The 21,690-nt window shown below is 74.6% G+C and carries 16 protein-coding genes and 1 riboswitch; of the genes, 9 read left to right on the top strand and 7 right to left on the bottom strand.

What is annotated here, in order from left to right:
- Nucleotides 1-399: 399 nt before the first annotated feature.
- Nucleotides 400-1,824: an NAD(P)/FAD-dependent oxidoreductase gene (locus ACIGFK_RS23235; protein WP_400053395.1), complete on the top strand. Its 1,425-nt coding sequence runs from the start codon at nt 400-402 to the stop codon at nt 1,822-1,824.
- Nucleotides 1,825-2,014: 190 nt separating this feature from the next.
- On the opposite strand, the gene ACIGFK_RS23240 is transcribed toward ACIGFK_RS23235, so the two are convergent.
- Entirely contained in the window at nt 2,015-2,860 is an 846-nt protein-coding gene (locus ACIGFK_RS23240) for a bifunctional 5,10-methylenetetrahydrofolate dehydrogenase/5,10-methenyltetrahydrofolate cyclohydrolase (RefSeq protein WP_386464328.1), read from the bottom strand.
- A 66-nt stretch (nt 2,861-2,926) separates the two neighbouring features.
- Nucleotides 2,927-3,020: riboswitch (ZMP/ZTP riboswitch) on the bottom strand.
- Between the two features lie 56 nt (nt 3,021-3,076).
- Here ACIGFK_RS23240 and ACIGFK_RS23245 point away from each other — a divergent pair.
- Both ACIGFK_RS23245 and ACIGFK_RS23250 read left to right on the top strand, forming a co-directional pair.
- Nucleotides 3,077-3,838, top strand: coding sequence for a methyltransferase domain-containing protein (locus tag ACIGFK_RS23245; protein ID WP_400053397.1), 762 nt, complete (start codon nt 3,077-3,079; stop codon nt 3,836-3,838).
- 213 nt (nt 3,839-4,051) lie between these two features.
- Nucleotides 4,052-5,638 (top strand): RNA polymerase sigma factor, encoded by a 1,587-nt coding sequence (locus ACIGFK_RS23250; RefSeq protein WP_386464238.1) that lies wholly within the window; start codon nt 4,052-4,054, stop codon nt 5,636-5,638.
- A gap of 82 nt (nt 5,639-5,720) precedes the next feature.
- On the opposite strand, the gene ACIGFK_RS23255 is transcribed toward ACIGFK_RS23250, so the two are convergent.
- The 5 genes from ACIGFK_RS23255 to ACIGFK_RS23275 form a co-directional block, all read right to left on the bottom strand.
- Nucleotides 5,721-7,511: a hypothetical protein gene (locus ACIGFK_RS23255; protein ID WP_400053399.1), complete on the bottom strand. Its 1,791-nt coding sequence runs from the start codon at nt 7,509-7,511 to the stop codon at nt 5,721-5,723.
- 97 nt (nt 7,512-7,608) lie between these two features.
- The gene (locus tag ACIGFK_RS23260; protein WP_376657377.1) at nt 7,609-8,670 is read right to left on the bottom strand and encodes an ATP-binding protein; all 1,062 of its coding nucleotides are present in this window, start codon (nt 8,668-8,670) and stop codon (nt 7,609-7,611) included.
- Nucleotides 8,671-8,846: 176 nt separating this feature from the next.
- Nucleotides 8,847-9,296, bottom strand: a complete 450-nt coding sequence (locus ACIGFK_RS23265) for an SRPBCC family protein (protein ID WP_376657378.1) — start codon at nt 9,294-9,296, stop codon at nt 8,847-8,849.
- 32 nt (nt 9,297-9,328) lie between these two features.
- Nucleotides 9,329-11,422 carry a phage holin family protein gene (locus ACIGFK_RS23270; protein ID WP_376657379.1) on the bottom strand — a complete coding sequence of 698 codons (2,094 nt, stop codon included), beginning with the start codon at nt 11,420-11,422 and terminating at the stop codon, nt 9,329-9,331.
- 93 nt (nt 11,423-11,515) lie between these two features.
- On the bottom strand, nt 11,516-11,920 hold the full coding sequence (locus ACIGFK_RS23275; protein WP_376657380.1) for a hypothetical protein: 405 nt from the start codon (nt 11,918-11,920) through the stop codon (nt 11,516-11,518).
- 161 nt (nt 11,921-12,081) lie between these two features.
- Here ACIGFK_RS23275 and ACIGFK_RS23280 point away from each other — a divergent pair, with 161 nt between their 5' ends.
- The 6 genes from ACIGFK_RS23280 to ACIGFK_RS23305 are packed head-to-tail and all read left to right on the top strand — an operon-like array spanning nt 12,082 to nt 20,618.
- Nucleotides 12,082-12,858, top strand: a complete 777-nt coding sequence (locus ACIGFK_RS23280; protein ID WP_376657381.1) for an MBL fold metallo-hydrolase — start codon at nt 12,082-12,084, stop codon at nt 12,856-12,858.
- Nucleotides 12,855-13,490, top strand: a complete 636-nt coding sequence (locus tag ACIGFK_RS23285) for a DedA family protein (protein WP_376657382.1) — start codon at nt 12,855-12,857, stop codon at nt 13,488-13,490. The genes ACIGFK_RS23280 and ACIGFK_RS23285 overlap by 4 nt, the downstream gene beginning before the upstream one ends.
- A 53-nt stretch (nt 13,491-13,543) precedes the next feature.
- The gene (locus ACIGFK_RS23290; RefSeq protein ID WP_400053404.1) at nt 13,544-13,984 is read left to right on the top strand and encodes a CU044_2847 family protein; all 441 of its coding nucleotides are present in this window, start codon (nt 13,544-13,546) and stop codon (nt 13,982-13,984) included.
- Nucleotides 13,985-13,987: 3 nt separating this feature from the next.
- The gene (locus tag ACIGFK_RS23295) at nt 13,988-16,147 is read left to right on the top strand and encodes a trypsin-like peptidase domain-containing protein (protein ID WP_376657384.1); all 2,160 of its coding nucleotides are present in this window, start codon (nt 13,988-13,990) and stop codon (nt 16,145-16,147) included.
- Entirely contained in the window at nt 16,144-17,100 is a 957-nt protein-coding gene (locus ACIGFK_RS23300; protein ID WP_376657385.1) for an AAA family ATPase, read from the top strand. Before ACIGFK_RS23295 ends, ACIGFK_RS23300 begins: the two co-directional genes overlap by 4 nt.
- Before the next feature lie 2 nt (nt 17,101-17,102).
- Nucleotides 17,103-20,618, top strand: coding sequence for an SAV_2336 N-terminal domain-related protein (locus tag ACIGFK_RS23305; protein WP_400053407.1), 3,516 nt, complete (start codon nt 17,103-17,105; stop codon nt 20,616-20,618).
- Here the strand turns inward: ACIGFK_RS23305 and ACIGFK_RS23310 are convergent.
- On the bottom strand, nt 20,604-21,686 hold the full coding sequence (locus tag ACIGFK_RS23310; protein WP_376657387.1) for an MBL fold metallo-hydrolase: 1,083 nt from the start codon (nt 21,684-21,686) through the stop codon (nt 20,604-20,606). The genes ACIGFK_RS23305 and ACIGFK_RS23310 overlap by 15 nt on opposite strands.
- Nucleotides 21,687-21,690 lie beyond the last annotated feature (4 nt).

Below are 21,690 nucleotides of genomic sequence, written 5' to 3' on the forward strand. Positions count from 1 at the left end.
CATCGAGGTCGAACGGCGGGGTGGGGTACCGGGTTCCGGCCCTGAGTGCTCCCCCAGACTTCGTCCGGGAGGTGCCTCCTGCTCCGGAACCCGATGGCTCCACCTTGCCGCCCCCGCGCGACGGGGTCGATTACCTCAGGGGTCATGCCCGTTGCGCGCCCGTCGCCCGCCCGTTGCGCGCCCGCGGCTTCGACCGGGCCGCGGGAAGCCTGGCTTCCACTGGTTCGGCGGGGTACGGCCGGTTAGGCTTCACGGAGCCCAGCCCACTCGAACGTTTTGTCGACTTATGGAGAATCGGTGCGTGGAGGGTCACGTGTCCGGGGTCCGCGCCGGCTGCCTCCCGGCCGACCACACCGCGCCGCAGCCCCCGCGCACGGCCCCGACAGAGAGCACGACACGATGACCCAGACCTCCCCGCCCCGCCGCGCCGTCGTGATCGGCGGCAGCCTGGCCGGAATGCTCGCGGCCGCCGTCCTCTCCGAGTACGCCGCGGTCACCGTCGTCGACGCGGACCCGCTGCCCGCCGGCCCGGCGCCGCGGCGCGGACTCCCGCAGGCCAGGCACACCCACCTGTTGTGGTCGGGCGGCGCCCGCGCCATAGAGGAGATCCTGCCCGGCATCACCGGCGACTGGACGCGCGCGGGCGCCATCCGCCGCAGCCTGCCCACCGACCTCGCCACCATGACGGCCCAGGGCTGGATCCCCCGCGTCCAGGAGAAGCAGTTCAACATCTCCTGCAGCCGCGACCTCCTCGACTCGGTGGTGCGCGCCCGGGTCACCGCCCTGAAGGGGGTCTCCACCCTCCAGGAGAGCCGGGTCAGGGCCCTGGAGGGTACGGCGGCCCGGGTCACCGGCGTCCGCGTCGACACCCCCCGGGAACAGGGGCTGCTGCTGGAGGCCGACCTCGTGGTCGACGCCAGCGGACGCGGCTCGCGCGCCCGCACCTGGCTCGACGCACTGGGCGTGACCGGCATCCGGCAGGCCGAGGTCGACTCCGGTCTCGTCTACGCGACCAGGATCTTCGAAGCCCCCGCCGGAGCCCACGAGATGGGCTTCCCCATCGTCAACGTGCAGTCCGACCCCCGGGTGCCCGTCCCCGGGCAGACGGCCACCGTCGTGCCCATCGAGAACGGCCAGTGGCAGGCCACCCTCTCCGGGACCCGGGGCGGCCAGCCCACCGGCGACCCCGATGCGTTCATCCCCTTCGCCAAGGGCGTCCGGGACCCGATCGTCGGCGAACTCCTCGAAGACAGGAAGCCCCTGTCGGACGTCGCCGTCACCCAGGGCACCGCCAACCGCCGGATCTACTTCGAGAAGGCCGCCCTGCCGGACGGCTTCTTCGCCGTCGGCGACTCGGTGGCCACCTTCAATCCGCTGTACGGGCAGGGCATGACGGTCGCCGCCCAGGGGATCCTGGCCGTCCGGGCCCTGCTCCGGGGGAAGGGACTCGGCGACCCCGGCTTCGGCCGGGCGGCGCAGCGCGCGATCGCTCCGCAGGTGGGCACCGCTTGGGAGCTCGCCACCACGCAGGACATCCTGTACCCGGGGGCCACCGCCACCGGGATGGAGGCGGCGGCCGGGTCCGGGCTGCTCGACCGGTACGTCGGCCGGCTGATGAGGGGCGCCACCACCGACGAGGCGCTCACGGCGGCCCTGTTCAAGGTGGTCACCATGAGCAGCGCGCCCACCCACTGGTTCACCCCGTCCGTCGTCTGGCACGTACTGCGCGCGACGGACCGCACCGCCCCGCAGGCTCCCCCGCTCAGCTCCGCCGAACTGGCCGTCGCGGGCCTCAGGCCGCCCGTGCAGGGGCTCCGCCGGTGAGGACCACGGGCGCCCGTCACGCCTCTGGCCGCAGAACGGGCTGAACGGCCGCGGATCGGCCTTCCGGCCCCGCCCGCTGCGCCCTTCGCCCCCCTGCGCCCTGCGCCCCGCGCCCCGGGAAAGCACGACGCCCCGGGCCCGAAGGCCCGGGGCGTTCGCCGTACGCGTACGGCGTCCCGCCCGGCGGGGCTCAGAGCTCCGCGAGGTCCAGCCCGGCCTGCGCCGCGGCGGCCTGGACGGTCTGCTCCAGCAGGACCGCGATGGTCATCGGGCCGACACCGCCCGGGACCGGGGTGATCAGCGAGGCGCGGGCTGCGGCCGACTCGAAGTGGACGTCGCCGACGTTGCCCTCGTTGTACCCGGCGTCCAGGACGACCGCGCCCGGCTTGATGTCCTCGCCCCGGATGAACTCGGCCTTGCCGACCGCGGCGACGAGCACGTCCGCCTGGCGCACGATGGAGGACAGGTCCTGGGTGCGGGAGTGACAGTAGGTGACGGTGGCGTTCTGCTCCAGCAGCAGCATTCCGGCCGGCTTGCCCAGGATCGCGCTGCGGCCGACGACCACGGCGTGCTTGCCGGTCAGGTCCACGTCATAGGCGGCGAGCAGCCGCATGATGCCGCCGGGGGTGCAGGAGACGAAGCCCGGCAGCCCGAAGCCCATGGCGGCGAAGGAGTGCATGGTGACCCCGTCGACGTCCTTGCCGGGGGCGATGGCCTCGAAGGCGGCGCGCTCGTCGATGTGGTGCGGGACGGGGTGCTGGAGCAGGATGCCGCTGATCTCCGGGTCCTCGGAGAGCGCGGTGATGGCGGCCACCAGCTCCTCGGTGGTGGTCCCGGCCGGCAGCTCCACGTGGCGGGAGGTGATCCCGGCCTTGGCGCAGCGGTTCTGCTTCATGCGGACGTAGGTCACGGAGGCGGGGTCCTCGCCGACCAGCACGGTCGCGAGGCACGGCGCGGTACCGGTGCGCTCGGTGATCTTCGCCGCGTAGGCGGCCGTCTGCTCCGAGATGCGGCGGGCGAGGGCCGTGCCGTCCATCAGCTGGGCAGTGGCAGTGGCAGTCTGGGCAGTCGTCACGGGGTCTCCTGAACGTCGCTGCGGATCGCGGTTCGCCCAGGCGCGCGGCAGACGGCGTACCCGAGTACGCCGGGCCGCTCCCCGGTGGTGATCCACCCGAACGCCAGTCACGGCCCGCATCCACTGTAGTCGACATATCCGGTGGTCCACCGGCGCCCGGCCTGCGAGGATCAAGGCATGACGCGCACTTTCGACCATCTTGTCGCGGAAGCCGAGTCGGTCTCCGTGGACGGCTGGGACTTCTCCTGGCTCGACGGCCGGGCGACCGAACAGCGTCCCTCCTGGGGCTACCAGGGGCTACTGCGGGAGCGCCTGGCCCGCGTCCGGTCCGCCCTGGACATCCAGACGGGCGGGGGCGAGGTCCTCGCCGGGGCCGCCCCGCTGCCTCCGCTGACCGCGGCCACCGAGTCCTGGCCGCCCAACATCGACAGGGCGACCCGGCTGCTGCACCCGCTCGGCGCGGTCGTGGTGGCGGACACGGACGAGCCGCCGCTGCCCTTCGGCGACGAGGCCTTCGAGCTCGTCGCCAGCCGGCATCCGGTGACCATCTGGTGGAACGAGATCGCCCGGGTGCTGACCCCCGGCGGGACCTACCTGTCCCAGCAGGTCGGGCCGGCGAGCGTCTTCGAGCTCGTCGAGTACTTCCTCGGCCCCCAGCCGGAGGACGTCCGGGGCGCGCGGCACCCCGACGATGCCGTGAGTGACGCCACAAAGGCCGGCCTCGAAGTCCTCGACCTCCGCTCCGAACGGCTCCGCACGGAGTTCCACGACATCGGAGCCGTGATCTACTTCCTCCGGAAGGTGATCTGGATGGTGCCCGGCTTCACGGTCGGGCAGTACCGGGACCGGTTGCGCGAGCTGCACGAACAGATCGAACGTGACGGCCCGTTCGTCGCACACACCGCCCGTTTCCTCATCGAAGCCCGCAAAACGGACTAACGTTGGAGGCGGACGGAATCGCGCCCGACAGGTTGCCCGTCCACAGCGTGGCGCAGGTCACTCAATTCAGCGCGTAACGAATCGACTCGAGCGTGCGATGAACCGACAGGTGTCCTCGCGCGGCCCGGAATACAGACCTCCTCGGGCCTGTTTCCCAAGTTCGCGCGATGATGTCCCGCCGATCCCTTATCTGCTCGCAACGAGAGGCTCCTTGTGTCGCTCAGCCCGTCCCGTACGTTCCCTCCGGAGATCGCCGAATCGGAGGCCCTCGTCGCGCTCGTCGAGCGCGGCCGCGAGCAGGGTCACATCAACGGTGACGACGTGCGCCAGGCCTTCGAGGCCGGCCGCATCCCGGTGGACCAGTGGAAGCGGGTCCTGCGCAGCCTGAACCAGGTCCTGGACGAGGAGGGCGTCGCCCTCCACGTCAGCGCCGCCCCCGCCACGAAGGCCGCCGCCAAGAAGCCCCGCAAGGCAGCCGCCGCCCCTGCCCGGACCGTGACCAAGAAGGCCGTCGCCCCGCCGCGCCCCATCGGCGCGCGCAAGACGGCCGCCACCAGCACCCCGGCCACGGCCTCGGCGATATCCGCTTCGCCGGCCGCTGCAGCCGCCGACGAGGTGACGGCCGACACGGTCGCCGCCGAGCCGAAGAAGCGCACGGTCAAGAAGACCGCCGCGAAGAAGACCGCAGTCAAGAAGACCGCGGCTGCCAAGAAGACCGGTGCCAAGGACGCCGACGAGGGCGAGAACCCGGTCGTCGAGGGCGAGGACTGGGCAGCCGAGGACCTGGTCGACGAGCCCGAGGAAGAGGCCCCCAAGGCCGGCGGGCAGGGCTTCGTCCTGTCCGACGACGACGAGGACGACGCCCCGGCGCAGACGGTCATGGTCGCCGGCGCCACCGCCGACCCCGTCAAGGACTACCTCAAGCTCATCGGCAAGGTGCCGCTCCTCAACGCCGAGCAGGAGGTCGAGCTCGCCAAGCGCATCGAGGCGGGCCTGTTCTCCGAGTACAAGCTCGAAGAGGAGGAGGACCACAAGCCCGCCTTCAAGCGCGAGCTGGAGATCCTGGTCGAGGACGGCCGCCGGGCCAAGAACCACCTGCTGGAGGCCAACCTCCGCCTCGTGGTCTCCCTGGCCAAGCGCTACACCGGCCGCGGCATGCTCTTCCTGGACCTGATCCAGGAGGGCAACGTCGGCCTGATCCGCGCCGTGGAGAAGTTCGACTACACCAAGGGCTTCAAGTTCTCCACGTACGCGACCTGGTGGATCCGCCAGGCGATCACGCGCGCCATGGCCGACCAGTCGCGCACCATCCGCATCCCCGTGCACATGGTCGAGATCATCAACAAGCTCGCCCGCGTGCAGCGCCAGATGCTCCAGGACCTGGGCCGCGAGCCCACCCCGGAGGAGCTGGGCAAGGAACTCGACATGACCCCCGAGAAGGTCATCGAGGTCCAGAAGTACGGCCGTGAGCCGATCTCCCTGCACACCCCGCTGGGTGAGGAGGGCGACAGCGAGTTCGGTGACCTCATCGAGGACTCCGAGGCGGTCGTGCCGGCCGACGCGGTCTCCTTCACCTTCCTCCAGGAGCAGCTCCAGTCGATCCTGGGCACGCTCTCGGAGCGCGAGGCGGGCGTGGTATCCATGCGTTACGGCCTCAACGACGGCCAGCCGAAGACGCTGGACGAGATCGGCCGCGTGTACGGGGTGACCCGTGAGCGCATCCGCCAGATCGAGTCCAAGACCATGTCGAAGCTGCGCCACCCGTCGCGTTCGCAGGTGCTGCGCGACTACCTGGACTGAGCTGGCCCCCGGCACACGACGCCCCCGCACCGCCGTCCGGCGGTGCGGGGGCGTCGCCGTTCCCGGGAGGCCCGGGCCGCGCTCAGGTCAGGCGGAAGACCGGCCCCTTCGGCGTGAACGGCAGGGTGGCGCCCTGCGGGATCAGGAACGCGTGCTCGCGCCGGATCCGCAGGGTGTCGCACCAGCCGTCCGTGATCACCAGGACCGGGGCCCCGGGCGGGAAGTCCTCCGCCCGGAGCAGCAGGTCCACGCCCGGTTGCAGCTCGGTGCCGCCGCGGCCGTGGACCTTCACACGCCCGGCGATCTCCATCGGCGGGAGATAGCCCGCGTCGTACGGCGCCGCGTCGCAGAAGACGACCCGGGCGGCCGGGACGTCCCGGGCCTCCGCGTACGAGGCGATGGCGCCCAGCGCCTTGCCGAGCAGGGCGGCGCTCATCGAGCCCGAGCTGTCCAGCACCACGCCGAAGGTGCAGCGGGCCACCTCCTCGGGCGCGAACCAGCGGCCCGCGCGCGCAATGTCCGGGGTGGAGGCCTGGCGGCGGGCCGGGCGCGCGTACGACCGCACGGGCTCGGGCCGCGGCACGAACTCGTCGAACCAGCGGGCGAGCTTCGCGTCCCACGGCACGGGCGGGTGGGCCAGCGCCCGGATCTCCTGGACCAGCCCGGCGGGCAGCAGCCCGCGCTCCCCGTGCACGTGCAGGTCGAAGCCCTGGACCAGGCCGCGCCGGTAGAACTCGTCGAGGTCCGCGTACGGGCGGCGGGCGCCGTGCGGGAGCGGCTCGCCCAGGATGTCCCCGCAGCCCTTGCCGCGCAGGGTCGCGAGCCGCCGCATGCGGCGCAGGTCGCCGGCGATCCGGTCGTAGACCTCCTCGACCGAGAGCCCCTTCAGCAGCGGGTCGTACAGCAGGCCCTCCGGCATGCTGCCGATCCGCATCTCCACCAGCCAGCCGTTGACGACGTAGTCCGCGGCCACGTTGTGCAGGTACGGGTCCCGGGCGCCGCGGCGCTCGCCGTGGCGCAGGGCGGCGTGCAGCATCTCGTGGGCCAGGATGAACCGCCACTCCTCGTCGTCGAAGCTGCGCAGCGGGTTGATGTAGATCTCTCCGGCGGTGGAGCTGACGGCGGCGATCGCGATGCCCTGGGCGCGGGCCAGCTCGGCGTCGGCGACGACGGTCAGGCCGGACGCCAGGCCGCCGAGGAGGGGGTAGGAGGAGACGAACCAGTTCAGCGCGTGGTCCCAGGGGCGCAGGACGCGGCCCTCGTGGCCGCCGGCCACGGCCATGGTGGCGGAGACGGCCCGGGTGAGTGCGTGCGCGAAGGCGGTCTCCCAGTCGGGGACCGCGATGGCCGGGGTCGGCCAGCCGACCAGGACCTGGTCGGGGTGGTCCCCGGCGGTGCCGCAGTTCTCGTAGGCGGGCGGGATGCCGTCGCGGCGCCAGCGGGCGGCGATCAGTTCCTCGTCCCCGCCGGGGCACTCGGCCGGGAGGTGGTCGGGGGCCCGGCCGACCGGGAACGTCAGCAGGAACCGGTTGACGACGGCGCAGCGGGCGGCGAGGTCGAAGCGGTCGGGCTGCTCGCGGTCGTCCTCCTTGGCCGCCGGGACGTGCCCGAAGCCGAGGTGGAGCAGGGCGTGCGCGAGGGCCCAGGCCCACTCCCTCGGCTCGGCCCGCTTGGTGGGGTGGACGTGGAGGGTGCCGTTGGACGTGACGGCGACCAGGCCCCCGGCGGGGGTGGCGGCGCACCGGGTCTCGCGGCAAATCTTGCCGTTGACGGCGCCGAGCGCCGGGTTCCGCTTGACCAGGGCCAGGCCCTCGGCGAAGGCCTGGGCGGCCGGATCGGGCTTGTCCTTCTTGCCCCGCGCACCACGGCTCATACGGCGACCCCGTGCGGCGCGGGGCGGTGCGGCGCGGGGCGGTGCGGCGCGGGTCCGTGCGGCGCGGGTCCGTTGCCCGCCCGGGAGGGCACCCCGCTCATCGGCGGGCCTCGACCAGGCGGGGCATGTCGCGGGCGGCCTCGATCAGGAACCAGCCGGGCAGGACCGGCAGGCCGTCGGCGTCGTCGGCGATGACGGTCTGGGCGACCTCGACCGAGATCTCGGCGAGCTGCACGAGCAGCGACTTGGCCCGGTAGGCGGTCTCGCGCATGCCGGGCGAGACGTGGGTCTTGTCCGCGGGCAGGTCCTTGACCAGGCGGCCTCGGAAGGCGTCGGCCAGGTAGTACAGCAGGTCCCGGTCCTCCAGGCCGCGCGGCCAGTTCGCGTCCCCCTTCATGATCGCCTCGATGCCGTAGGCATGGCGGACGATCTTCGCGTAGCCGCAGAAGGAGACGGCGTGCGCCGGGGTGAGGGTGCCGTGCGCGATCACCTTCAGGGTCTGCTCGTCGAGGCCGGACCCGAAGGAATGGAGGGCGTCGGAGAGCATGTGCCAGGAGCGCGGGGTGGAGAACGGCTCCTCCGTCTTCGGCGGCTGGGACCAGAGGTGGTCGGGGCGGTCGGTGAGGTAGTCGGTGATCCAGGGGTGGATGCCGCTCTCGCCCGCCCAGACCAGCCAGTCCTGCGCGGAGGCCGTCAGGTGCACGTGGGTCAGGCGGTTCACGAGGGCCGAGGCGATGGGCCGGGCCAGCGCGTTGTCGGTCGCCCGGTTGCCGGCACCGATCACGACGGAACCCTCGGGGAGCTCGTAGGAGCCGATCCGGCGGTCCAGGATCAGCGAGTAGAAGGCCTTCTGCACATCGGGGCTCGCGGCGTTGAGCTCGTCGAGGAAGAGGCAGTACGGCTCGTCGCGCGCGATGACCTCGGGCGGGCAGAAGACGGACCGGCCGTCACGGATCTGCGGTACGCCGACCAGGTCCTCCGGGGCCAGCTGCGTGCCGAGGAGGCTCACGCATTCCAGGCCGAGGGAGTCGGCGAACTTCCGTACCAGCGAGGACTTTCCGATTCCGGGTGCGCCCCAGATGAAGACGGGCCGCACGGTCGCGAGGCCGAGGAGCAGTTCGGGGAGCTGGGCGGGGGTGACGGCGACGGCGGCCTGCACGAAAGCGGTGTCCTCAGGGCTGGGGTACGTGGTGCGCCCAGTCTGGTCGCACCACGTGCCCGGGAGCATCCGGTTTTCGGCCCGCCCGCGGGCCCGGGCTCCGGCCCGCCCACCGACCCGCCCACCGGCCCGCCCGCGGGCCCGGGCTCCGGCCCGTCCGCCGGCCGGGTTCCGGCTCAGACGGCCGTGTGCTCCAGCAGGTGCTTCAGCTTCTCCTCGCTGCGGGGCATCTCCCTGCGGACCATCGGCTTGACCGCGAGGGGGACGAGGGCCCGGCCCAGGCCGTGCCCTTCGAAGTCGACGGACAGGGTGACCCGGGACCTCGCCCCGCCGTCGAGGGGTTCGATGGTTCCCTGGACCTCCGGCCGCACCGGCCCCTCGATGCCGTGGAGGTGCCAGCTGCGCGGCCGGTCGAGCTCGGTGAACTCCATCTTCGTGGGGATCCGGCGCCTGCCGACCTTGCGGGTGACGACGACCTGCGAACCGACGTGGACGGGCAGATCGCCCATCGGGACGGCGGATACGGCGCTGTCCTGCCACTCCGGCAGGTGCGTGGGGTCCGTGACGTAGGCGAAGACCTCGTCCGGGCTGCGGGAAATGTCGATGGTGTTGCTGATCGCTGACATGGCGACCCCTCGGATCCCCCCTGGCCGGCCCCTCATTCCAAACTACCCCGCAGGTCAGGCGCCCGCCCCGGGCTCTCCTGCGGCTCCGCGGCGGAGTGCGGGCCCAGGGGGACCTGGGGGCCGTCCCGTTCCGCGTCGCGGAGCCAGCCGCGTAGGACCCCGTGGACCGCCTCCGCGCCGACCAGGCCGGCCGGCGGTTCGGCCAGCTCCCCCGGCCACATCAGGAACGGGTGCCCCTGCTCCCCGCCCAGGCCGCCGTGGGAGCCGATCTGCTCCTCGAAGGCGTGCACCGCGCCCGTGGCCGGGTCGTACGCCGAGTTCACCATGATGTCGGCCGCGTGCGGGAAGGCGTCGGTCCGCCGGACGGCCTCGGCGGCGCCCGGGCCGAAGGGGGCCAGCAGTTCCTCCGCCTCGCCGGGGACGTCCAGCCGGGCCACCGCTCCGCCGGAGCCCAGCACGACCCCGTCCACCAGCAGGAAGCCCACTCCGGGGTGGTTCGCCAGGGTGGCCAGCAGGGCCGGGTGGGCCCGCTCGAGGTGCTGCCGCGTGGCGCGGCCCGGGAGGTCGGGGAAGGAGATCAGCCCGAGGTTCCCGGACGCGAGCACCACCGGGTCGGGTCCGGGTTCCGGGCGGGCCTCCTCGCCCTCCTCCACCGGCCGGTGCAGCGCGGTGCGGACGGCGGCGCGGGCCTCGGCCCCGCTGCGGGTGCGGCCGGCCCGGCGGGAGACGGGCAGCCCGCAGCCGGCCCGGACCAGGTCCTCGAGGGTGAGCCCGTAGCGGCCCAGGAAGGTCTCCCCCGGGCTCTGTCCGTGGTCGGAGAGGAGAACGATCCGGTACTCCCGCGGGGCGTGCTCGGCGACCCGGGCGATCAGCGCGAGGCTCCGGTCCAGGCGCTCCAGGACCCGGTCGGTGTCCCGGCCGTGCGGGCCGGAGTGGTGGGCGACCTCGTCGTAGGCGACCAGGTCCGCGTAGACGGCGGCGCGGCCGGCCAGCATGTCGCCGATCACCGCGGCCACGACCACGTCCCGTTCGACCACGGTCGCGAAGGCCCGGATCAGCGGGTACAGCCCGCCGCGCGACACCCTCGGGGTCTCCCGGCGCATCCGGGCCCGGGCCGACTGGCCCACCTCGCGGACCACCTCGGCGACGAAGGACACCGCGGTGCGGACGGCGTTGGCCGGGTCGGAGAAGTACGCGAAGTAGCCCGCGCGGGAGCGGTTCGCCCGGCCCCGCCGGGCGGAGACGGACAGGACGAGCGCGAGCTGGTCGGCGCCGCCGCTGAACAGGTTGCCCCGGCTCGCCCCGCCGCGCGTGAGCAGGCCGGCGTCGCCGGTGCGCCCGATCGCGCGCCGCTGGAGTTCGGCGGCGCTGCTGGGCCGGTTGCAGACGACCACCTCGCCGGTGTCCTTCTCGTACCAGCGGAAGGCGGGCACGTCGAAGTTGGAGCCGTGCAGGATGCCGAGCTGGCTGGCGCCGGTCTGGCTCGACCAGTCCGTACGCCAGGAGGCGAGGCGGTGGCCGCTCGCCAGCCACCCCGCGACCGTGGGCATCAGCCCGCCGTCGGCCGCGGTGCGCAGCGCCTGGTGCCCGAGGCCGTCGAGCTGGAGGAAGAGCAGCCCGGGCCCGGCCCCCTCCGCTCCGGGCGGGCCCGCCCCGCGGAGCCTGCGGTGGCGCCGGTCGGCGAGCCGGTAGAGCCGCCTGCGGTACGCCTCGTCGTCGCGCATCGCGAGTGTGGTGGAGGTGGCCGAGGCCACCGCGGACATCACCGCGGCCACGACCACCGCGGTGTCGGGTTCCACCTGGCCGCGCCCGGACGGGATCAGGCGGAGCGCCATGAGGAGCAGCGAGCCGTTGAGGGAGAAGACGAGAAGGCCGAGGACGAGGGCGGGCAGGATCAGCAGGGCCCGTACGAGCACGGGCCAGACCAGTGCGCTCAGCAGCCCGAAGGCGCCCGCTCCCCAGGCGGCGGTCAGGGCGATCTGGGTGATGCTGTCGCCGTCGCCGGACTGGAGCCTGAAGTCCGGCAGGAGCCCGGCCAGGGCGAGCATGGTGAGGGTGGACACCGCCCATACGATGACCACCCGTACCAGGGCGCCGCCCGCGGCCCGCCATCGTCCTCGCACCACGCCGCAACCTCCTGCGCCCCGTCCCGCCTTCCAGGCTCGCACAAGCGGGCTCGCCCGGCCGGGCAGGACGGGGCCGCGGGCGCTGCGGCGGGGTCAGATGCCGTCGTAGCCGGCGGTCGGCATGGACAGCCGGCGGTGCACCTCGGCCTTCATCGCGGAGGTGTACTGCGGCTCGTCGTGGCCGGCGGTCTCCAGGCGTACGCCGCGGCGTGCGCACTCGGCGGTGAACTCCTCGACGGAGCACAGGGCGCGGGCCAGCACCCGGTGGTTGGCGGCGACGAACAGGTCGACCTGGCCGGCGTCGACGTCGGACCAGAGCCCGCAGTGGTCGGCGCGCAGCCCGTAGACGAGCAGCTGCCTCGTCACGACGTAGCCGTGGTCCGCGGCCCAGCGGGCGCACATGGCCTGCTGGCTGCGGGTGTCCACGGCGAAGGGGTCGGCGTCCAGTTCTTCGAGCGGGGCCAGGCTGGCGATAGCGGCCACGCGCAGCTCATCCATGCCGCCCGACCCTACTCCGATCCGCGTCCGGGGAGGAGGGGGCGGGGAGTTCCGGTTCCGGGCGGATGCACGGGGCACGCTCTGGTGCGGAGCGTCGCGGCACGGTGAACCTTTGCGGTCACAGCACTAGGCTCGGAGGACGGGCGAGGAGGGAGGGCCGGGTGCCTGTGGAGATCACCTGGTGGGGGCATGCCACGTGCACGGTCGAGGATTCCGGGGTCCGGGTCCTGACGGATCCGCTGTTCGCCCGGCGGCTCGCCCATCTGCGGCGGCGGGGCGGGGCGGTGCCCCCGCCCGAGGCGGCGGTGGCCGACGTGGTGCTCGTGTCGCACCTGCACTCCGACCACCTGCACCTGCCCTCGCTGTCCCGGCTCGGGCCCGGGACCCGGCTCGTCGTGCCGCGCGGGGCGCGCCGGGCGGTGCCGGGGCTGGCGCGCACGGCCGGGCGGCGCGGGCTGCGGGTCACGGAGGTGGCGCCGGGCGAGGTGGTCGACGTACGGGACGGGGTGCGGGTGCGGGCCGTGAGCGCACGGCACGACGGGCGGCGGCTGCCGTTCGGGCCGCACCTCGCGCCGGCGCTCGGGTACGTGGTCCAGGGCGCGGTGCGGACGTACTTCGCCGGGGACACCGGGCTGTTCGACACGATGGCCGAGGAGGTCGGGCCGGTGGACGTGGCCCTGCTGCCGGTGGGCGGCTGGGGGCCGTACCTCGGTCCGGGGCACTTGAACGCGGGGCGGGCGGCGCGGGCGCTGGCGGAGCTGGCCCCCGCGGCGGCGGTGCCGGTGCACTACGGGACGTACTGGCCGATCGGGATGGATGCGGTGCGGCCGCACGAGTTCCACGCGCCGGGCCAGGAGTTCGTGCGCCTGGCGGGTCGGCTCGCGCCGGAGGTGACGGTGCCGCTGCCCGGCCACGGGGAACGGGTGCGGCTGCCGTGACGTGGTGCGAGCTCGCGGCGGCGGCCGGGCAGGTCCCGCAGGAGAGCACCCAGCAGGTGGTGGGGTACCCGGCGCTGTTCGTACTGGTGGCGCTGGGCGCGCTGGTGCCGGTGATCCCGACCGGGGCGCTGGTGAGTTCGGCCGCGGTGGTGGCGTTCCACCAGGAGTCGCTGCCCTTCGGGGTGCTGCTGGTGTTCGGGGTGGCGGCGCTGGCGGCCTTCACCGGGGACGTCGTGCTGTACTGGCTCGGGTACCGCGGGGTGCGTTCGCGGGGCGGGTCCCGGTGGCTGGAGCGGCTGCGCGGGCGTGCCGCGCCGGAGCGGCTGGACCAGGCGCAGATGCGGCTCGACGAGCACGGGGTGCTGGTCCTGGTGCTGTCCCGGCTGGTCCCGGCGGGGCGCATCCCGGTGATGCTGGCCTGTCTGATGTCCGGGCTCCCGCTGCACCGCTTCGCCCGCGGCGACGCCCCGGCCTGCCTGGCCTGGGCGGCCACGTACGGGCTGATCGGCATCCTGGGCGGCTCCTTGTTCGCCGAACCCTGGAAGGGCGTGGCCCTGGCGGTCGCGCTGACCCTGCTGATCAGCACGGGTCCGGCGCTGTGGCGGCGGGTGCGCGGCCGGCCGCTCCGCTGACCTCTTCTGCGCGAACCGGCCACACGGTGACCGATGTTCGGCACAATGAGGCCATGGCAACCTTCACCGAGTTACAGCTCGGCGACGGCACTCCCGTCCGCTTCGAGGTCACCTCGCCCTCCGGCCCGGCCCCGGAGGCCCCGGAAGCCGCCGGGGACCTGCCCGACGGAATGGGGCACAGCGTGCCCGTGGCACGCGGCGGCGGCCAGGCGGTGGCCGCTTTCGCCGTCGAGACGCTCCGCACCGCGCTGCGGCCGATGGGGGTCCTGCTCCAGGAGGTCCACGACGCCGTCACGGCCTCCCCGAGCCCGCCGCACGAGGTGAACGTGACCTTCGGGGTGCAGGTGGGGCACGACCTCAAGCTGGGCATCGTCGGGGGCAACGGCCAGGCCCATCTGACCGTGTCCGCGACCTGGCAGCCGGCACCGCCCGCACAGTCGCCACCGCCCGAACAGCCCGTGCAGCCCGTGCAGCCCGCCCCTCGCACGAGCTGACCGATGGGATGGTTCCGCCGTGAGAGCGGGGCCGCGCCGGCGGACCCGCGCTACACGGTGGCGTCCGTGCTGCGGGCGGACGGCTCCACCACCGCCGGGGCCGGGGTTCCGCTCACCTCGTCCCACGTCCTCACCTGCGCCCACGTGGTCAACGACGCCCTGGGCCGGCACCTGTTCGACAGCCGGACTCCCGGCGAGGCGCTCGTCCCGGTGACCCTGCACACGCCGGTCGGGAGCTACCGGTACGCGGCCCGCGTGGCGTACTGGGTGCCGCCGCGGCGCCGGGACGGCCAGCCGCAGGTGCGGGACCGGCAGGACCACGAGTGGCTCGGCGATCTCGCGGTGCTCGTCGTCGAGCGCCAGGCGGACCGGGCCGCCCCGCCCCCGCAGTGGGCGCCGATGGCCCTCGGCCGCAAACTGCGGGCCTGGCACGGTTCCGGGCTGAGCAGTTCGTTCGCGGACGTGACGGTGACCTCCTTCGACGGGGTCATCGGCTACGTGGACGGCGACCCGACCGGCATGGCCGTCGGTCCCGCGTACAGCGGGGGTCCGCTGTGGTCGGCCGAGGAGGGCGCCGTCGTGGGCGTCGTCGCCGCCCACATCATGCCGCCCGCCGATCCCGCCACGGGGGCGCCCCGGGCCCACAGCAGCCAGCACATCAACCGGCGCAGCTGGTGCATCCCGTGGCAGCGCGTACGGGAGGAGCTGCTTGCGGCGGGCGCCCACGAGCTGTTCGAGCGCCCGGCGGCCGACCCGGAGGACCCGGCCCTGCCCCTGCTGACGGAGGCGCTGGAGGCGGCGCTGCCCGGCCTGGGCGGCCTGGCCGACACCGCGAGCTCGGTCGCGGAGCGCTGCGGGTACGCCTACCCGCGCGATGGATCGGCGCCCGGCTACGAGGAGTTCGCCGAGCTGCTCGTCACCGAGCCGCGTGCGCTCCCCGCGCTCAGCGAGGTGCTGCGCCACAAGGAGCCGGAGATGACGCTGCGGCTTCTGTCGGTCGGCCGGCTCTCCCCCGTCCCGGTGCTGCTCTCGCCGCGGGAGCACCGCCGGCTGCGGGCGCTGCTGGACGGGCTGCCCGAGCCGGTCGTGGCGCGGCTGCCGCGGGCGGTGCGGGAGGCCCTGCCACTGGCCGCCGCGTTCCCCGGCTGGCGGACGGTCGGCGAGCTGCTGTCCCACCTGGAGCGGCTCTCGGGCGACAGCCGCACGGATGCGGCCGGGACGCGCGTGCCCGCCCTGCTGCGGGTGACGGAGTACGCCGCGGTGCTCTGCCCCCGGGCCACGCGGGCCAATCTGCGGCTGTGGGCGGACGCGGTGGCCGACCGGCTCGGCATCCCCCACTCGGCGCTCGCCGAACGCCGCTCCGACGCCGAGGACTGGGCCCGCGCCCAGGAGGAGCGCAGCACTCCGATGCGGGTGCTGGTGCAGGTGAGCACCCTCGCCGGGGCGGACCGGTACCGGCTGCGGCTGTGGTGCGACGAGGGCTCCGGGCCCCGTCAGGTGTCCACGGACGGGAACGCGGTCTACAGCGGGGCCGCGGCGGCGCGCGAGCTGCTGCGGACCCTGGAGGCTCTGTGCAGGGCGGACCAGGGTGAGCACCGGCCGCTGGTGGAGGCCCTGGTCGACCGGGCCGGGCTCAACCTGCCGATCGACGAGTGGGAGACGTACGGGCCGGACGGGCTGGTCCCGGCGGTGCTCGGCGCGGAGTACCAGCTGGTCGTCAACTGTCCGGAACTCCTGCGCCGCAACGAGCGTTTCCTCCCCGACTGGCGCCGGCGCTGGCGCCAGCTCGACACGGGTACGTCCCTGCTCATCACGGACGCCGGGGTGGGCCCCCGGGAGATCTACGGCACGCTGATGGACCGCTCGGACGCGGTCCGGGTCGCCGTGGACGTGCCGGCGGGCCTGCGGGACGAGATCGTCCAGGTGTGCCTGGCGGTGGGGGTGCCGGTGGTGGTGTGGGACCGGGCCGAGGAGAGCGAGTCGGGCGCCGTCACGCAGATGAGCGCCGTCACCACCCGTGAGCTGCCCGAGGGCGTGCGCTCGTACCGAGCCAAGACGGTCCACCGCCCCCGGGACTACCCCGGCCGTCCGGTCCTCGCCTGGGCGGACGCCGACCGGACCGCACCCCAGCTGTACCTTTCCGAGCCGCAGGAGGGCGCATGACCACGGAGCCGCACGCACCGACGAGTTGGCGGATCTTCCGCGGCGACGGCGTTCCGCACCGGGCCGTCATGCCGCCCGCGCCGCCGTGGCGGCGCTTCAAGACCGCCGGAGCCCCGTCGCGTCCGCTGCCGTACCTGATCGCGCCCGAGCACGCGGACGTCGTCAACGCGGCCCTGCACCTGCGCAGGCCGCTGCTGGTGACCGGACCGGCGGGGACGGGCAAGTCCTCGCTGGCCCGTGCGGTGACGCACGAGCTGAGCCTGGGCAAGCTGCTGCGCTGGCCGGTGAACAGCCGCTCCAGCGTGCAGGACGCGCTGTACCAGTACGACGCGATCGGCCGGCTGCGGGAGACGACGCTGCGCCGGGACCGGGGGGAGGGCGAGCCGTCCGTCGGCAGCTTCGTCCGGCTCGGGCCGCTGGGCACCGCGCTGGTGCCGGGTGACCGGCCGCGGACCCTGCTCGTGGACGAGATGGACAAGGGCGACGTGGACCTGCCCAACGACCTACTCACCGTGTTCGAGGAGGGGATCTTCGAGATCCCGGAGCTGAGCCGGCTGCCCGACGGGATGGACCGGGTCGAGGTGCTCACCGCCGACCACCGGGGCACGGCCACGGTCGAGCGCGGCCTGGTCCACTGCACGGAGTTCCCCGTCGTGGTCATCACCAGCAACGGCGAGCGGGACTTCCCGCCGGCCTTCCTGCGGCGCTGCATCCGCCTGGACCTGCCCGTGCCGGACGAGAACCGCCTCCGGGCGATCGTCGACGCCCATCTGGGACCGGACGCCCTGCTGGAGATCGACGACCTCCTGTCGGCGTTCCTGCGCCGCCGGGCCCCCGGGGAGCTGGCCACCGACCAGCTGCTGAACGCCGTGTTCCTGCGGGCCGGCGGGGTGGATCTGGACGCCGACGGACTGCTGGACGCAGTGCTCCACCAGCTGACCGGGGCCGGCTGACCGTGACGGGCGGGGACGGGACGCACGAGGAGGACCGGCCCGGCCGGGCGGAGCGGCCTGAGCAGCCGGGGACGCCGGAACGGCCGGAGCAGCCGGGGCCGCCCGAGGGGCCGGACCGGCTGGAGCGGTCCGAGCGGCTCGACCGGCTGGACGACGTGCTGCGCGTCCTGGGCGCGGCCGGGCAGGACCTCGGCCCGCAGACCGTCCTGGACGTCCTGTGGCTGGCCCGCTGTCTGTCCCTCGACCCCGCGCGGCTGCCGCTCGAAGCGGCCCGGCGCCCGCCCCGGTCCGCGCCCGCGCAGGACGGCGAGCCCCCTGCGGAACCGCCGGAGGCCACCGAGCGGGCCGAACTGCCGCTGCCGGACGAGGACCTGCCGGATCTGGCCCTGCCCGAACTGCACGCGGCCCCGGTGCCGCCCGCGCCCGCCTCCCGGGAGCCGGCGGAGCGGCCCGAGTCCGCCCGCGCCGACGAACCGGAGCCGGGGATGCCGGTCCGGGTCCCGGAGGAGAAGGCCCTCGTACAGGAGCTGCTGGTGGGGCGTTCGCTGCGGCCCCTGAGGCTCAAGCGGCCGAGCCGGTGGCGGTTCGAGCTGGACGAGGCGGCCACGGCCGCGGCCCTGGCCGAGACCTGGCTGCCGGACGTGGTGATGCAGCCGGTGCGCGAGCGCTGGCTGAACCTCGCGCTCGTCGTCGAGGACGGGGTCTCCATGCTGCTGTGGCAGCGCCTCGCCATCGAACTCCAGGCCACCCTGCAGCGGCTCGGGGCCTTCCGTTCGCTGCGGGTGCACGGCCTGGACACCGCCTCCTCCTCCGGGCCGGTCCTGCGCGGCCGGCCCTTCGGCGCGGGCGGGGCGCCGCTGCCGCCCTCGCTGCTGGCCGACCCCTCCGGCCAGACGCTGGTGCTGGTGGTGAGCGACGGCATGGGCGCGGCCTGGCGGCAGGGCCGGATGCACGGCGTGCTGCGCAGGTGGGCCAAGTGCGGGCCGGTCGCGGTCCTGCACACCCTGCCGCCGGCGCTCTGGGACGGTTCCGGGATCCAGGCGGACCACTGGCAGGTCACCACCCGGCGCCCGGGTGCCCCCAACACGCACTGGCAGGTCACCGATCCGGTGCTGCCCGCCGAGCTGGCCGGGTTCTCCGGGGTGCCCGTCCCCGTGCTGGAGCCCACGGCGGAGGCCCTGCGCGACTGGGCGCGGCTGCTGACCTCCCCCGGCGCCACCGTCGGGCTGCCGCTGCTGTCGCCGCCCCGGCGCCGGGCCCTGATCGCCCCGCCCCGGGAGGCCCGGGGCATCCAGCACTTCCGGGACGCGGCCTCCCCGGAGGCGTACCGGCTCGCGGCCCATCTGGCGGCGGTCAGCCCGGTGTCGGTGCCGGTGATGCGCCTCGTGCAGAACGCCGTGCCCTGGCCGGCGCGGACCGCCCATCTGGCGGAGGTCTTCCTCGGCGGGCTGATCCGGCCTGTCCCCGCGCCGGTCTCCGCCGCGTGGCCGCTGCCGCCCCGGCACCGGGTCTTCCAGTTCACGCCCGAGGCCGAGCGGGCCCTGCTCGACGCGGTCCCCAGCGCCGAGCTGCTCGCGACCGGCCGCCGGATCGGCCGGCGGATCGAGCAGCTGGCGGGCCGCTCGCCCGACTTCCCCGCCTGGCTGGCGCATCCGGACGGCGCGGACACCGTACCGAGCGCCTTCCGGTCCTTCACGGCGGTCGAGCGGCGGCTGCTGGCCCGGTTCGGCGTCAGCATGGAGTCCCTGCCGGCGCCCTCGCGGCCGTCGGAGTCGCGGCCGCGGTCGGCGCAGCACTGGGATCCGCTGACCCCGCAGGACCCGCAGCAGCTGGGCCCGTACCGGCTGAGCGGGCGGCGGCTCGGCGAGCGCAGCATCGTCTACCGGGGCCACGACACCCGGGGCACCGAGGTGGCGATCCGGATGATGCGTCCGGAAATGCCCTCGTACGTCACGCAGTTGCTCGGTGTCGAGGCCGAGGCCCTGCGGCGGATGAACGGCCGGTACGCTCCCACGCTGCTGGCGACGAGGCTGCGGGACGTCCCTCCGTGGATCGCGATGCAGATGGTCACCACGCCCGGGCCGGGGGGCGACGCCCTTCCCGTGCTCTCGGATCTGCTGGAGGTGAGCGCCGGTTCGGGCAGGGCCCCCTTCGACATCCTCACCAGCCTCACCCTCGGCTGGCACCTGGCGTCCGCCCTGAGCATCTGCCACACCAACGGCGTGGTGCCGGCCGCGCTGACCGCGGACTCCGTGGTGGTCCTGCAGCGGTCGGTGCTGCTGACCGGGCTGGCGGACTGCGCGCTGGACGGGGAGTACGCCGGGACCGGGCCGGTGCCGGAGCCGGCGGACTCGGTCCAGGCCCTCGGCGAACTGCTGCGGCAGATCAGCAGCAAGTCGTACAGCGGCGCCCGCACCCTGTCCGAGCGGATGGAGCTGTGGCAGGGCGACTCCTGGCAGGCGCTGCGCACCATGGTCACGCGGTGCCTGTCGCCGGACCCGGCGGAGCGCCCGTCCGCACCCGAGGTCGCCGAGCTGCTGGCCGGGTACGTCGCCCTCGCCCGCGGCGGTCCGCAGCCCGGGGTGCGCCCCTCCGGAGCCTCCGGCCCGCCCTCCGAACGGCCGCGCCTGGAGGCCCGTCCGCGGGGGGCGCCCCCGGCGCTCAGCGAGTTGAGGATCGGGCGCCGCCCGGTCTGGTCCGCCACGCGCAGCGTCGAGCGGGCCGAGTTCCACCGGCTGCTGGCGGGGCTGCGGCGGCCGCTCGGGCAGAGCCTGCGGGTCACGGTGGCGGGCGTCTCGCCCGGTTCGGGCCGGGCCACGACCGCCATGACGCTGGGCACCCTGCTCTCCGTGGTGCGCGGCGAGCCGGTGCTGGTCCTGGACGGGGCGCCGACGGCCGGGGACCTGCACGCCCACCTGACGCAGCGCAGTCCGGCGACCCTCGGCGACCTGGCGTCACTCGCGCCGGACGCCTCGTACGAGGAGATCCGGCGGCTCACCACCCGCACCCGGGACGGGCTGGAGGTGGTGGCCCACTCGGCCGCGTTCAAGGCTCCGAGCCCCAGCCACTTCGACGAGTACCGCCGGGTCCTGTCGATGGCCTCGCGCCACTACCCGGTGGTGCTGACGGACTGGGCCGAGGGCCGGATCGGTGCGCGGGCGGAGGCCGTGCTGGAGCAGACCGACCGCCTCGTCCTGTGCTGCACGAACGCGCTCCACGCGACGGAGGCGGTCGAGCGGCAGCTGGCCGAGCTGCGCCGGACCGGCTGGGAGTCGCTCGCCGACCGGGCGGTGATCGTGGCCACCGCGCTCGGCGGATCGGGTGCCGTGCTGTCCGCGCAGGGCGTCCGCGCGCACCTGCCGACGGCCGGGCCGCTGGTCTTCGTACCCTTCGACCTGCACCTGTCGGGCATCGCCGAGCGGAACCTGGGCCGGCTGCGGCCCCGTACGGCGGAGGCGTACGCGAACCTGGCGGACCGGCTCTTCGCCGGGGCGGTCGGGATCTCAGGGAGCGGGTAGCTCCCCGGCCCCGCCCCCGAGGGTGCGGGAGGCCCCGATCGGGAGGTCCCAGAGGTGCTCGCGGGCCAGGCCGGCGCGGGCCCAGGCGGTCCGGGCGCGGTGCACGGGCTCCATGACCGGTTCGGCGGAGAGGACGAAGGTGCCCCAGTGCATGGGGGCCATCCGGCGGGCTCCGAGGTCGAGGCAGGCCTGGACGGCCTCCTCCGGGTCGGCGTGGACGTCGCTGAGCCACCAGCGCGGGGCGTAGGCCCCGATCGGCAGCAGGGCGAGGTCGATGCCGGGGTGGCGGCGGCCGATCTCCGCGAACCAGTGCCCGTAGCCGGTGTCGCCCGCGAAGTAGAGCTTGGCCGGGGCGGGGCTCTGGGTGTCGGTGAGGATCCAGCCGCCCCACAGGGAACGGCAGGTGTCGATCAGGGACCGCTTCGACCAGTGGTGGGCCGGGACGAACTCGAAGCGCACGCCGCCCAGTTCGGCCGACTCCCACCAGTCGAGTTCGGTGACCCGGGTGAACCCGCGGCGGCGGAACCAGCGGGCGAGGCCGGCCGGGACGAAGAAGGCGGTGTGCCGGGGCAGCCGCTTGACGGTGGGGGCGTCGAGGTGGTCGTAGTGGTTGTGGCTGATCACCACGGCGTCGACGGGCGGCAGGTCCTCCCAGCGCACCCCGACGGGGGTCATCCGGGACGGGGTGCCGAGGATGCGCCGCGACCAGACGGGGTCGGTCAGCACGGTCAGTCCGCCGGTCCGCAGCACCCAGCTGGCGTGCCCGGCCCAGGTGACGCAGACCGTGCCGGGGTGCACGGCGGGCAGCGGGGCCGGCGCGAAGGGCAGGTCGGGGATGCCGCGCAGCCCTTCGGGCCCGGGCCGGAAGGCGCCCTCGCGGGCGAGCCGGGCGAAGGCGCGCATGCCCGGGAGCGGGGTGGTCAGGCGGTCCGCGAAGGAGGCTGGCCAGCGCCGGTGCTCCCCGAGGGGCCGGGCGGGCGGTGCCGGGCGGGGCGTGGGGGGCTGCGCGGCGGGACGTACCGGCCCGGGGGCTGCGGCGGGGGCGGGGGCGTCCGTCCGGTCCCTCATCGAG

Source organism: Streptomyces sp. NPDC085524 (genome assembly GCF_044541755.1).
GTDB lineage: Bacteria > Actinomycetota > Actinomycetes > Streptomycetales > Streptomycetaceae > Streptomyces.

What these genes read in the sequence shown, in the direction of transcription:
- ACIGFK_RS23300 (WP_376657385.1), top strand. Translation starts at nt 16,144, where the DNA reads ATGACCACGGAGCCGCACGCACCGACGAGTTGGCGGATCTTCCGCGGC.
- ACIGFK_RS23295 (WP_376657384.1), top strand. Translation starts at nt 13,988, where the DNA reads ATGGGATGGTTCCGCCGTGAGAGCGGGGCCGCGCCGGCGGACCCGCGC.
- ACIGFK_RS23240 (WP_386464328.1), bottom strand. Translation starts at nt 2,860, where the DNA reads ATGGACGGCACGGCCCTCGCCCGCCGCATCTCGGAGCAGACGGCCGCC.
- ACIGFK_RS23275 (WP_376657380.1), bottom strand. Translation starts at nt 11,920, where the DNA reads ATGGATGAGCTGCGCGTGGCCGCTATCGCCAGCCTGGCCCCGCTCGAA.
- ACIGFK_RS23265 (WP_376657378.1), bottom strand. Translation starts at nt 9,296, where the DNA reads ATGTCAGCGATCAGCAACACCATCGACATTTCCCGCAGCCCGGACGAG.
- ACIGFK_RS23290 (WP_400053404.1), top strand. Translation starts at nt 13,544, where the DNA reads ATGGCAACCTTCACCGAGTTACAGCTCGGCGACGGCACTCCCGTCCGC.
- ACIGFK_RS23245 (WP_400053397.1), top strand. Translation starts at nt 3,077, where the DNA reads ATGACGCGCACTTTCGACCATCTTGTCGCGGAAGCCGAGTCGGTCTCC.
- ACIGFK_RS23310 (WP_376657387.1), bottom strand. Translation starts at nt 21,686, where the DNA reads ATGAGGGACCGGACGGACGCCCCCGCCCCCGCCGCAGCCCCCGGGCCG.
- ACIGFK_RS23255 (WP_400053399.1), bottom strand. Translation starts at nt 7,511, where the DNA reads ATGAGCCGTGGTGCGCGGGGCAAGAAGGACAAGCCCGATCCGGCCGCC.
- ACIGFK_RS23235 (WP_400053395.1), top strand. Translation starts at nt 400, where the DNA reads ATGACCCAGACCTCCCCGCCCCGCCGCGCCGTCGTGATCGGCGGCAGC.